Annotated in this window: 10 protein-coding genes; 7 read left to right on the top strand and 3 right to left on the bottom strand. The window is 53.5% G+C overall.

Features of this window, described 5'->3' with window-relative positions:
• Window positions 1–145: 145 nt before the first annotated feature.
• Window positions 146–1360 (bottom strand): ABC transporter substrate-binding protein, encoded by a 1215-nt coding sequence (locus ACFQUU_RS17670; protein ID WP_382249357.1) that lies wholly within the window; start codon window positions 1358–1360, stop codon window positions 146–148.
• Window positions 1361–1543: 183 nt separating this feature from the next.
• Here ACFQUU_RS17670 and ACFQUU_RS17665 point away from each other — a divergent pair, with 183 nt between their 5' ends.
• Window positions 1544–3151 (top strand): AMP-binding protein, encoded by a 1608-nt coding sequence (locus ACFQUU_RS17665; RefSeq protein ID WP_382249355.1) that lies wholly within the window; start codon window positions 1544–1546, stop codon window positions 3149–3151.
• Window positions 3152–3165: 14 nt separating this feature from the next.
• On the opposite strand, the gene ACFQUU_RS17660 is transcribed toward ACFQUU_RS17665, so the two are convergent.
• The gene (locus tag ACFQUU_RS17660) at window positions 3166–3834 is read right to left on the bottom strand and encodes a TetR/AcrR family transcriptional regulator (RefSeq protein WP_382249353.1); all 669 of its coding nucleotides are present in this window, start codon (window positions 3832–3834) and stop codon (window positions 3166–3168) included.
• A 1319-nt stretch (window positions 3835–5153) separates the two neighbouring features.
• Here ACFQUU_RS17660 and ACFQUU_RS17655 point away from each other — a divergent pair.
• On the top strand, window positions 5154–7010 hold the full coding sequence (locus ACFQUU_RS17655) for an amidohydrolase (protein ID WP_382249351.1): 1857 nt from the start codon (window positions 5154–5156) through the stop codon (window positions 7008–7010).
• Between the two features lie 288 nt (window positions 7011–7298).
• On the opposite strand, the gene ACFQUU_RS17650 is transcribed toward ACFQUU_RS17655, so the two are convergent.
• On the bottom strand, window positions 7299–8027 hold the full coding sequence (locus tag ACFQUU_RS17650) for a MarR family winged helix-turn-helix transcriptional regulator (RefSeq protein WP_382249349.1): 729 nt from the start codon (window positions 8025–8027) through the stop codon (window positions 7299–7301).
• A gap of 136 nt (window positions 8028–8163) precedes the next feature.
• Between ACFQUU_RS17650 and ACFQUU_RS17645 the strand changes: the two genes are divergently transcribed.
• The 5 genes from ACFQUU_RS17645 to ACFQUU_RS17625 are packed head-to-tail and all read left to right on the top strand — an operon-like array spanning window position 8164 to window position 12559.
• Window positions 8164–9387, top strand: a complete 1224-nt coding sequence (locus tag ACFQUU_RS17645) for an ABC transporter substrate-binding protein (protein ID WP_382249348.1) — start codon at window positions 8164–8166, stop codon at window positions 9385–9387.
• Between the two features lie 9 nt (window positions 9388–9396).
• The gene (locus tag ACFQUU_RS17640) at window positions 9397–10887 is read left to right on the top strand and encodes a 4-hydroxyphenylacetate 3-hydroxylase family protein (protein WP_382249346.1); all 1491 of its coding nucleotides are present in this window, start codon (window positions 9397–9399) and stop codon (window positions 10885–10887) included.
• Window positions 10888–10896: 9 nt separating this feature from the next.
• On the top strand, window positions 10897–11451 hold the full coding sequence (locus ACFQUU_RS17635; protein ID WP_382249345.1) for a flavin reductase family protein: 555 nt from the start codon (window positions 10897–10899) through the stop codon (window positions 11449–11451).
• Window positions 11448–12155: a DUF2848 domain-containing protein gene (locus ACFQUU_RS17630; protein WP_382249343.1), complete on the top strand. Its 708-nt coding sequence runs from the start codon at window positions 11448–11450 to the stop codon at window positions 12153–12155. Before ACFQUU_RS17635 ends, ACFQUU_RS17630 begins: the two co-directional genes overlap by 4 nt.
• A gap of 11 nt (window positions 12156–12166) precedes the next feature.
• A complete protein-coding gene (locus ACFQUU_RS17625) occupies window positions 12167–12559 on the top strand; it encodes a cupin (RefSeq protein WP_382249342.1) in 393 nt (130 codons plus the stop codon).
• Window position 12560 lies beyond the last annotated feature (1 nt).

Raw genomic sequence — 12560 nt, 5'->3', positions numbered from 1 at the left:
GGTACATAAGCGACAGAGGACGCGCGGTCCGCCGGGGAATGCCAGCCTTCAGTATTCTGAGGTGCATTTAACCGGCATTCCGCTGGAGAACTTCTAGAACATCACATCGCGCAAAGCATGAATTGGTATGCGATATGACGAAAGACTATTTTTTGATCATCGGGCAGTTACCTTCCGCCAATGGGCGGAATGCCGCGTCGCCCGGCACAGTTGCCACGATCTTGTAGTAATCCCAAGGATACTTTGACTCGGCCGGCGTCTTCACTTGGATCAGGTACATGTCATGCACCATGCGACCGTCTTCCCGGATTTTCCCGCCTCTCGCGAAGAAATCGTCAATCGGGAGCTTCTTAAGCGTCGTCATCACTGCAGCTGTATCATCCGTGCCAGCAGCCTGCACCGCCTTCAAATAGGTGGTCACAGCGGAATAGGTCCCAGCCTGAGCCATGGTGGGCATCTTGCCAACTTCCTTAAAAAAGCGATTCGACCATTTGCGGGTTTCATCATTGCGATCCCAATAGAACCCGGTAGTGGCGTACATGCCCTGTGCCGTCTCAAGGCCGAGTGCGTGCACATCGGTCAGAAACAGCAACATGGCCGCTACTTTCTGCTTATCGGTAATTTGAAACTGTCGCGCAGTTTTGATTGAGTTGATGGTATCGCTTACTGCGTTCGCCAAAGCGATTACCTGCGACTTTGATGCCTGGGCGGTCAGCAAATACGACGAGAAATCTGGAGCATTCAGCGGATGCTTGACAACCCCAACTACCTTGCCGCCCCCTCTTTGTACTTCATCCGTCACATCCTTAGTCAATGCCTGTCCGAAGGTGTAATCGACTGCGACCATGTACCAGGATTTACCACCCTGCTCAACGATTGCCTTTGCGGTGCTCTTGGCTAAGGCATAAGTATCGTAGGTGTAATGCACGACAACCGGACTGCAATGTTCGCCGGTAATAGCGCTGGAGGCAGCTTCAGTGTTGATGATCGCGCGGTTCTTTTCCTTTCCGACGTTAGCTACCGCCATGTGAACCGCGGTGTTTCCCAAGCCGAACACGACGTCCACTTTTTCCCGGTCAAACCACGTACGTGCAGTCGTCGAGGCGACATCAGCCTTATTCTGGTGATCGGCTGAGACTAGCTCGACAGGCTTGCCCAGCACCTTACCGCCAAAATCGGCGATAGCCATTTTGGCAGCCGCGATAGAACCCTTGCCGCCGATGTCGGCATAAGCGCTTGAGACGTCGCTAAGCACCCCGATCTTTACGACGTCATCCGTCGTCTTCTGTGCCTGCGCCGGCTGCACGCATAGACCTAAAGTTCCTGCAACGGCCAGTAAGTAGCCAACCCGCTTGTTCATGGTGCTGTCTCCGTTTGATTGTTGTGGATAGAGATGAGCGTGTCATCGGCCAGAATTTTTTACTGGCTGGTAGTAATATACTACCAGTTGGTAGGTTTTGCTATGAACACGCGGGGCGCCCCGTGCAGTCAGCCGATTCATTACCCCACTTGAACCGCACACCCATAAAAAGGAGACAACACCATGCACTGCGATACGTATCGACAAGGAGAAAAACCCCTGCATGATTACCTGCGCCAGCATGCCCTGGTTCGTCCGGACAAGGCCGCCTTCATTTGGTACGGCGCCGTCATTACATACGAGGAATTGGACCGCCTGAGCGACGCCTTCGCAAGTAAGCTCGCATCCCTCGGCGTCAAGCAAGGCGACCGCGTTGCCCTGTTCATGCAGAACTGTCCACAGTACGTGATTGCACATTTCGGGATTCAGAAACTGGGAGCCATAGTCGGCCCCTGCGGCCCACTCTTTAAAGAACATGAGTTGGCATATCAACTGGTCGACCTTGGGGCCGAGGTGATTGTGGCAGCCGATAACCTGTATCCGATTGTCGCTGCGGTGCAAGGGCAAACTGCATTAAAGCATTGCTTCCTTACCCATTACGGCGACTTCCTGCCAGCACAGCCGACGCTTGATGTTCCAGAGGAGCTTCGTACGGCCCGGCAACCAATTTCAGGCACACTTGATTTCCTCGACGCGACCCAAGGCCGGCACGAAATGCCGCCGTCTGTCGTAGTTTCCATGGACGATGTCGCCCTGATGACTTATACCTCCGGCTCAACCGGAATGCCCAAGGGCGCGATGCTTTCCTACGGTAACGCGCTATTCAAGGCATCTGCCGCCGGTGATTGTAATCAGCTAAACGAAGATGACATTCTGCTGGCCATCGCGCCGCTCTATCATATCGCTGGCATGCTGATGGGGATTAACCTGACGATCTACACGGGCGCCACCACGGTGTTGATGTATCGCTTCGATCCGGCAACCGCCTTGCAGGCAATCGACCGTTACCAGGTGAGTTGCTGGTACAGCATCGCGACAATGAATGTCGCCTCAATGCAAGTGGAAAATGCGGCCCGGTACAGCCTGCAGTCACTGCGCCTGAATCCTGTAACCAGTTTCGGCATCATCCTGACTGAAGCGCTTGCTGAACAATGGCGCAAGTTTACTGGCCGTTGTCACACCTATGAGGCGACTTACGGTTTGTCCGAGACCCACACTTGGGATACTTATATGCCGTTGGACGCGGTCAAATGGGGAACGCATGGGAAGCTCGTGCCCGGGGTTGAATGCCGCATCCTCAATCCTGAGAACGGTAACGAGCAGCTGAGCGGAGAAATGGGAGAAATCGTGTTGCGCAGCCCCGGCACGTTCAAAGCTTACTGGAACAAGCCCGAAGCGACGGCGGCAACGTTACGTGATGGCTGGGTGCACACTGGTGACATGGGGAATCTGGACGCAGACGGTTACCTGACGTTTTCGGGACGTTTTAAAGAGATGATCAAGATTTCCGGCTACAGCGTGTTTCCAGAGGAAGTTGAAACGATTCTGATCAGACATCCGGCCATTCGACAGGCCGCGGTCATCGGCGTCGCGGATCCTGTTAAGGGACAGTTAGTGAAGGCGGTGGTCGTGCTGAAGGACGATGCAGGTATCCTGACCGACGAGGCACTTATTGCATGGTGCCGCGCCAATATGTCGACGTACAAGGTGCCCCGGATCGTCGAGTTTCGAGAGTCATTGCCGGCGACTGGGACTGGCAAACTGCTCCGGCGCAAATTGGCAAACCCTTGATAGGCTTAATTGGTCTATCGGGGGCAAGACCGACGCCGCGCGCGTGTCGTCCGTTGTCGGTCGCCGGCAATGCGCAACAGGATTGAGGTTAATTGCGCCGCCATGTCTTCCGGGGATATCGCTCCATCCGGCTTGTACCAGGTATAAAGGAATCCAGCGATGCTCCCGATGGCGAACGCTGTCAGCTTCGCGTCCTCGAAGTCAATATCACCATCCTCTCGTCCCTCCTCGAGCAGACTACGCAGTTCCTTATAAAACTTGCGGGCCAGGTTGCGTACCTTGCGGTCTACTTCAGGATGACGCGTGGCGCTTTCACGGTAAGCAAACGTGCCGGATTTGAAATACAGAACATTCGCCGTGGCAAATCGTTGCAGCCCTTCCCTCAGTTTTTCCACCGCAGGTCGGGTGTCGCTTGCGTCAAAATGCATCGCTGTCAGGCAGGCATGCGAAGAACGTAGGGTGAGCGTTTCATATATTTCCGCTTTGTTGCTGAAATAATAATACAGGTATGGTTTAGCAACGCCGAGCTGTTCGACAATGTCCGACATTGTCGTGCCAGCGTAGCCCCGCTGGAAAAAAAGTTCTTCGGCGACGGCGAGGATACGTTCTCGTTTTTGGTCGTGCACCTCCTCCAGGATCATCTCGCGATGCTGGCGCGCGTCTCCAATTGGATCGTTCTTCATAATGCCAAGCAGATAAGTAGAATGGGATATTGGGCTTTCCAGCAACTATACCAGTCAAGCGAACAAGCTTTCTACTTGAGTGCTGCCAGTTTGCCCCATTGTTATCAAAATGATGAGTGTATCGCTCGCATTCAGGGACATTGAACTAAAGCGTTGTCGTATTGCCAGCGGAGAATCCCGTTCATCGCCAAGATTGGATTGGGGCTCGAGCGGGCGGACCAGGTCTCATTTATTGAGTTGCTGCACGTGCCGACCGTTGGCCGTAGCAAACTCACCGCGGAGGATCTCAATTCCGGCTATCTGAATTTATTGAATACGGCGATGCTGGCTGGCGATGCTCGACGCATTTTTGTTTCTGCGGGGTGCGCAGACTCATGCTTGCAAGCGGCCAGTTCGGATGCCTTGCCCATAATCCTGTGTCGACGGGCATGCTACCTTTGCTCTATGACGATGGCCACCGACAGGTGTATCAACATCTTCACTTTTCTAACTATGCGAAGTTTCAGCAACAGGTCGACAGCGAACGAGACGCTATTAGAATGATTCTTTCAATTGACCAAGACGTCGTTACGATAAGCGCTGTTTGAACGTCCTTTGACTCAATCCATGACAGAGGTATCTAGTTCGCCGGCGTCTTGAGCGGAATCGAATGTCATCCGGATGCCTCTGGCGCCTCACCCTCTCGCGTAAGATTTTTCCGCTACATCTTGTACTCCCTTTGCGCGCCGCGGTTTTCGGATCCGACGCATGCGTGCTGCCGTTCCTCAATTTTACGAAACGGTGGCATACATTTTTTAGCCGGCCTCACGTTCACTACGGTCTAGAGTAATTTACACGTTCGCCGCAGATGCCCATTACTTAAATTCGCCAAACGAGCCGCTCGTCGGCTTCCCTTAAGCTTCGCAGCGGGACCCAAGCGCACTTCCAAGGGTGTCGAGAAAAATCAAATGGCTAGTCCGATACTACGGTTGCTATGTTACTTAGCTATGTATATTATAGAACTTGGTTGTCATTGTGATGAGACACCTGGCGGCATCGAGAGGAAGCGCATCAGTCGCATAACATCGACTGTCGTGCAATGTATAGCGACGAAGGCTTCTTTAGAAAGCCATCGCGGACGGTGAACCGCGGTACGCGAGATGCCTCCAGTGACTTCTTTCAATCAGCCGCCGAGCGTGCACGGCACGCTTCCCGCCGGCCTGAAGCTCTCAGCACTAGCGGAGTCGAATTATCAAAGGTCGCAGTCTTACATGACCTTAATCGGCAAAGGAAGAGATCAGGCTAAGTAATCAATTTTTCAGAAGAGAAGGAGATGTCTCGTGGAACGTTGCCTGCATTCATTGAATGTTTTTTCAATCGCCAGTACGGCAGTACCTTGTAGTGTTGAACCGAATTCACCGCCAAAGGCCTTTGGTCCGACACCTCATAAAGACAGATGGTCTACGAATGTGGGGCTACGGGTGCGGCAAGCCGCATTAATAGTACTCGCTATCGCGCTTAGCGCCTGTGGCGGCGGTGGCAGTGGTGAGAATAGTAATGCCACAAAAGCAGATGTCATTTATAAGAATGGCGCTATCTACACTGTCAATGGTAGTCAAGAATGGGCAGAATCGGTTGCGATCTTAAAGGACAAAATCGTCTACGTAGGTAACTCTTCGGGCAGCGCAGCATTTGAGAGCACTAACACCAAAATCATAGACCTAAAAGGGAAAATGGTTCTGCCGGGTTTCATTGACGGCCATAACCACGCCTACTTGATGGCAGAGAGTCTTTTTTGGCTGAATTTGACCCCGTTTACTAGCGTCGAGAGCCGTCAGGCGGCACTTCGAGACTATCTTGCCAAGGACCGTGGAATCAAGCAACTGCGTGGCGTTGGTTGGGATGAAGCAGAAAGTGACGCCAAGGCCAAGGGTGTGCTTCCCAAGAACTTGGTGGACCAAGCTGTCTCAGACATCCCGGTCGTCATCATCGACAATAGCCACCATAACTTTTTGGTGAATTCGAAGGCTCTGCAGATGGCAGGCATCGATCGCAACACGCCTAACCCTCCAGGCGGAACCATTGAGCGGGATCCGGTAACAGGCGAACCCAACGGAATCCTGCGCGAGTTTGCGGCACAAAACCTGGTGATCAACGCGCTTCCACAGCCCGACTTCACGATTGAACAATACAAGGCAACTCTTCGGGCTTGGCAGAAGGTGGCAGCCAAAGACGGGATTACATCGACCTTCGTGCCGATCCACTATCCGACTGAGAGTCTGCTCGCGGCGTTCAAGGCAATGGACGCCGATGGCGAACTGACTGTCCGGTTCGATCTTGCGCTTTGGGCGGATGAGAACAAGGGTATTTCACAGATTCCGCATCTAAAGTCCTTGCGCGATAAGTATCAAGGCGAAAACTACAAAGTTGATTCGGTAAAGATCTTTTCCGATGGCCTTGGCGCTCCCGTTCTCGTTTGGGACCAGAAGGTGCTCGAGCAGACGGTGGCAGCCTTGGACAAGGAGAAGTTTCGCATCTATACGCACGCCATTGGAAGTCCCGACTTTTACCCGTCGAACAATGTGCTGAACGCTCTTGAGTTTGCCGCCAAGGAGAACGGCAAGAGAGATTCTCGACATGCAATCACGCATATAGACTGGGTCAAGGAAGAAGACGTCGGCCGTTTCAAGGATCTCAGTGTTCTCGCCGTGCCTCAACCTGCTTGGTTTGGCAAGCCTTGGTACAACGACGTTACGGGCGAAAAGACTAAAAACAAAAACCGTTTGCAGGGTTTCATGAAAGCTGGCGTTACCGTAGTTTCATCAAGCGATTTTCCTTCTACCGATACCTTCGAGCGCGACATGTATCCGCTTACCGGTCTTGAGGTAGGCATGACGCGACTGGATCCGGATAAAGCTAAAGCCACCGACATTGATTCGGCGAAGGAGCCTTGGGAAAGAGCCACTCTTCAGCAGATGATCACCAGCTACACGATCAATGGTGCCTATCTGATCTTCGATGAACAGAATCGTGGATCAATCGAGGTTGGGAAGAAGGCAGATCTCGTCGTTCTCGACAAGAACCTCTTCAAACTCGCTCCGACAGATATCGGCGAAGCGAAGGTGCTCTCGACGATTTTCGGAGGAAAGGAAGTCTTCCGTGACCCCACCTTTGATTCTGCAGTCGACGCAAAATAGGCAGGTTCACCGTCCAGCAAAGACGCGAGCCATCACTCGATTGATGTGATGGCTTCGCCGTGACACACCTGAGCGCCGTTTTTTATCGGCGTTTTGGTGGTCCGGATCAGATATTACATTCGCTTTCTAACAGCAGGTAGGTTAGCCGGGCTTGCCGTCGCCCTACGGTAAGTAAGTCATCCCAGGCATTTCCCGTCACCTGTGGGCGATACAACGATGGAGGTCAGCCATTGTCAATTCGGTGACCAATTTCGAACCCTTGGCTGAAGGCAAGGATACAGGGGCCGATCAGCCGACTTTCCGGTTAAGCGCGGCCTGCGCACGCTTGTTGCGCTCCTGCCGCATTTGCAGCATTTGAATCGTATTTGCGAAATCGTCGAGCAAGGAACTGAGCGTTGTCGAGAGGCGATCAAAGTCTTCCCCGGACAGATTCTGGAACAGATTGTCATTGACGAACAACCGTTCAGGTTCAACATCACGAATTCGTGCTTCGCCTTCCGCGGACAAACTGAGTAACGTGCTCCGGGCGTCATTTGGATTGGGTCGCTTTTCAACCAACCCGATATTCTCCAGTTTCCTGACTTCCGCCGTGATGAAAGCGCCGGTGACATGCAGATACCGCGCAACATCGCTCACGCTGACACCTTCATCGCCCTGTTTGCGGGCAATGATCATCAGAATATTGTATTGAGGAGAAGTAACACCCACATGGGTTGCGAGATAGGCACGGGCAGCCTCAAGCTGGGTTGCCAACACCGAAAAGTCATACAGAAACTGCCTGAACCGGTGGTCAGTACTTCCCCCTTCATCAAGTAGTTCCGGCTTTGATGTGCTGGGTGCTAATTGAAACTTACCGTCGTCTGCTTTTGAGGTCCGCTGGTGAGACTTGCCTGGCTTGCCGGTTTCCTCGGGTTTCTGCGCGGACACGACAGCTTTCCGCAGACGGGTAGAAGAAGTCGCTTTCTTTTGAGTCATAAAATTCAAGCCGCTTAGGCATAAAGCAAAAGTATAGCCCATACTTACCGAATATTTTTATGTAAGTAACTTACATAATCCACTTGACTAAGTTTATTTGACGTTCTATTCTTCACTCATGAATTGAGCACAGCGACTCAATCCCGGGGGAAATCCCTTTAATCATCGAGGAGACGTCATGATCAGAAAGAAAAAGCTTGCATCCGCGCTCTTGTTGGCGCTTGCCACTATCGCCCAAGGCACACTTGCCCAAAACACCGTGTCGGGCAACGTCATCAAGATCGGCGTGCTGACTGACATGACGTCCCTGTTTTCGGATATCGGAGGAATGGGCTCGGTCGCCGCCGCAAAAATGGCTGTTGAAGATTTCGGCGGCAAGATCAAAGGCGTGCCTATCGAATTGGTATTTGCCGATCACCAGAATAAAACGGATGTGGCGGCAGGCAAGGCTCGTGAATGGTTTGACACGCAAAACGTCGACGCTGTCGTGGATTTGCTGCCTTCATCGGTGGCACTGGCAGTAGCGGAAGTCGCACGTCAAAAGGACAAGATTGCACTCGTTAGCGGTGCAGGTACGTCGCGACTGAGCAATGAGAACTGCTCGCCTAACACCGTCCATTACACCTACGACACGTATGCGCTGGCAAGCAATACCGTCAATGCACTGGCAAATCAGGGGAATGATTCCTGGTATTTCCTCACCGTCGACTATGCGCTTGGCGCCTCGCTGGAAAAAGATGCAACCGATGCGATCACCGCCAATAAGGGCAAGAAACTGGGTTCCATTCGCCATCCGACCAATGCGTCCGATGTCGCGTCCTACCTGCTGCAGGCACAAGGGTCGGGTGCCAAGGTAATCGCACTTGCCAACGCTGGCGGCGACCTGATCAGCATCATGAAGCAGGCAGACCAGTTCGGCCTGCTGAAGGCAAAAAAACAGACCATCGCCGGTCTGCACGTCTTCATCTCCGATGTGCACTCCATGGGCCTGCCGGTTGCCCAAGGCATGGTGCTGACCACAGGATTTTACTGGGATCTCAACGACCAGACCAGACAGTGGTCCCAACGCTTCTTTGAGCGTCAGAAGAAGATGCCGACGATGAACCACGCTGGAATTTACTCATCGGTCATGCACTATCTGAAGGCAATTGAGAGCGCTGGAACGGACAATGCTGCCACAGTAATGGAACGCATGAAGAGTACGCCTATCAACGACTTCTTTGCGAAAAACGGCCGCATCCGTGAAGACGGTCGAATGGTCCATGACATGTATCTCGTTGAAGTCAAGTCACCCCAAGAATCGAAAAAACCTTGGGACTACTACAAGGTCAAGGCCACCATTCCTGCCGATCAGGCATTCCTTCCGCTCTCCAAGAGCGTTTGTCCCCTCATCAAAAAATAGGAACACATCATGTCACGTACCGCGAAAAGCCACCTCGATAGTTTGAATGATGGGCGCGAAATCTACATCAACGGTGAACGCATTACCAATCATGTGCAGCATCCTGCCTTCAAGAACAGCGTGCTATCCGCCGCCAGAATGTACGATTTTCTTCACGAGCCAGAGAACGTTGATCGTCTGACGTTCCGCTCCCCGAAAACTGGCGAAGCCGTCAGCAAGATGTGGCAGTTACCGACCACGTATGCGGAACTGGTCGACCGCCGGAAGGCGCTCGAAGCCTGGTCGGAACTGTCCTGCGGCTTCTTCGGCCGCTCGCCCGACCATGTCGCCTCCGCCCTGTGCGGCATGTACATGGGCATGCCCTTGTTCGAGCGCCATGGTAAGGAACGCGCGTCCGCGCTGTCTGCCTACTATGAATATGCACGCGACACCGACCTGTACCTGACGTACGTCATCATCAACCCGCAGGCCGACCGCAGCAAGAGCGCTGCCGAGCAAGCCGAGGAATTTCTCGTTGCCGGTGTTGTCGATGAAGACCACGAAGGAATCACCATCAAAGGTGCCAAGATGCTGGGCACCGGCTGCCCGATGGCCAACGAGGTCATGGTGGCCGCGATCCAGCCCTTGAAGCAAGGCGACGAAAAATACAGTTTCACCGCAATGGTGCCGCTCAATGCCAAGGGTGTGAAACTGCTGTCGCGAAAGTCCTATGAACAAAACGCTGTATCGAAGTTCGACAATCCGCTCTCATCTTCATTCGATGAGAACGATGCAGTACTGTATTTCGATGAGGTGAAGGTGCCGTGGGAACGTGTCTTTGTCCATAACGATGTGCGCATGGCATCGGCACAATGGCACGAGATCCCGACGCATTGCTACCAGAACTACCAGTGTCAGGTACGGCTTGTCGTCAAAATGCGCTTCCTGCTTGGCCTGACCCGAAAGATCGCAGAAACCAACGGCGTCATTGGTTTTCCACCTGTCCGGGAAGCGCTGGGACAAATGGCCGCTGAAGTGTCGATGGTTGAAGGCATGCTTGAAGCGATGGAAGCATCGGGCAAGCAATACGGCCCCTATTATATTCCCAACGCCGAGCGCTTATATGCATCCAACGTATTGACTCAGCAACTCTATCCGAATTTCGTGCAGAGAATGCGCGAGCTCGCAGGCGGTGGCCTGATCATGCTGCCCTCGTCCGTGTCCGACATGCTCAACAGTGAAACGGCATCGTACATCCGCCAAACCCAAGTCTCTCCGGCAACCGATTCGCTGGGCCGGGTCAAGCTGTTCAAGCTTGCCTGGGACGCAATCGGCTCCGAGTTCGGTTCGCGCCACGTGCAGTACGAAATGTTCTATTCCGGCGCAAACATGGTTACTCGTGCACATGCTTATCGCACGTATGACTGGGAGAAATCGCTCGGTCTGGTCGACAAGTTCATGTCCAGCTACGACCTCGATAGCCCGAAAAGCAATCCTGGCTACATTGCCAAAGCCGCATAAAGGTGCATCATGACTACCACTACTTTCGACCCACGGGAATTCCGTAACGCGCTTGGCTGCTATGCGACAGGGGTCGCGATCATTACCGCGCGCACGGAAGCTGAGACGGATGTCGGCGTCACCGTCAATTCCTTTTCCTCCTTGTCGCTGGACCCGCCGTTGATCCTGTTTTCCGTTGCCAAGACTGCCAATATCCTGGCCACCTTCCAGAAGACAGCGCATTTTGCAGTCAACATTCTGAGCGAGGATCAGCGCGCACTGTCCAATATGTTCGCCAAACCATCGACCGCTGACTTCACCAGAGCGAGTTATCGCCGCGGCTCAAACGGCTCGGCACTGTTCGATGGGGCTCTGGCTCATCTGGAATGCTTCAACTTCCAGCAGGTTGATGGTGGTGATCACATCATTTTTGTTGGACGAGTTGAATCGATGGCAGTGCTGGCTCCTCGCAATCCGCTCCTTTTCTACCGTGGCGCGTACGGCACTTATGAACGCAATGAAGTCCCTCCCCCGCCGACAGCGACACGTCTTGTCAGCACCACAGAACAGGTAATCCGCATATGAACACGTATATCGAGCAAGAAGACGAGCAAACCAGCACGCTTAAATTCTGTATCAATGAGGAACGGCGTGTCGTCACAGTAAAAGATCTCGTCATTGCCGGTTGGGCCGGCCGGGATCCAGCTGCCATCGAGCATCATATCCAGGAACTGGCTGCTCTCGGCGTAGCACGCCCACGCAACATTCCCAGCTTTTATCGACTGAGTGCCAGTCTGCTGACTACGGATCGCCAACTTGACTTTGTCGGCAATGACAGCAGCGGCGAGGTCGAGTGTGTGCTGGTATCGCTTTCCGATGGCATGTATGTCGGTGTCGGTTCCGACCATACCGACCGCAAGGTGGAAGCCTACGGCGTGACCGTGTCCAAGCAGATGTGCGCCAAGCCTGTCGGTCGCAATCTCTGGAAACTCGATGCGCTGCTGGATCATTGGGATCGTCTCGTGCTGCGTTCCTGGGTCACCAGAAACGGCGAACGCACGCTGTATCAGGAAGGATCGGTCACCGGCCTGCTTCATCCGCAGGATCTGATGCGTCGCTTCGATCAGCAGGATCGTCTGCAGCCGGGCACTGTCATGTTCTGCGGAACATTGCCGGTAAAAGGCCAGATCGGCGGCGGGGAACTCTTTGAAATCGAACTCGAAGATCCTGTACTGAACCGCCGTTTGAAACACCAATATTCCGCGCGCGCACTTGCTTACGCGGATTGAAAGGAAACATTATGCCAATCGAAAAAGAGCACAAAGAGTTTTATACCGTTGACCTCGGCAGCAACTGGGAAACGCCGCCCGGCTATCCGTCCGGCATCAAGCAACAGATTCTGGCGGGCAGTCTCGATGAAAAAGCCAAGCGCGGCACGCGTACCCGGCACCTGCGTTTTGAACCCGGCGTCTACACCACCGCACCGTTCAAACACGACTATTGGGAAGAGGTATATCTGGTTTCCGGCGACCTAACCGTTGGCAGCGACGCACAGGGTAACGGCGGCGTCAGCTATGGTCCCAATACATTCGCATGTCGCCCGCCCGGCACACCGCACGGCCCGTTCAAGTCCGAAAACGGTTGTCTGCTGCTTGAGATCCATTACTACGACGAGACCGGAACCCAGTCATGAA

The organism is Herbaspirillum sp. GCM10030257 (assembly GCF_042666555.1).
In the GTDB taxonomy this organism is placed as follows: Bacteria; Pseudomonadota; Gammaproteobacteria; order Burkholderiales; family Burkholderiaceae_D; genus Noviherbaspirillum.
Note: the sequence above shows the minus strand (reverse complement) of the source record. Positions and strands in the feature narration are given on the sequence as shown.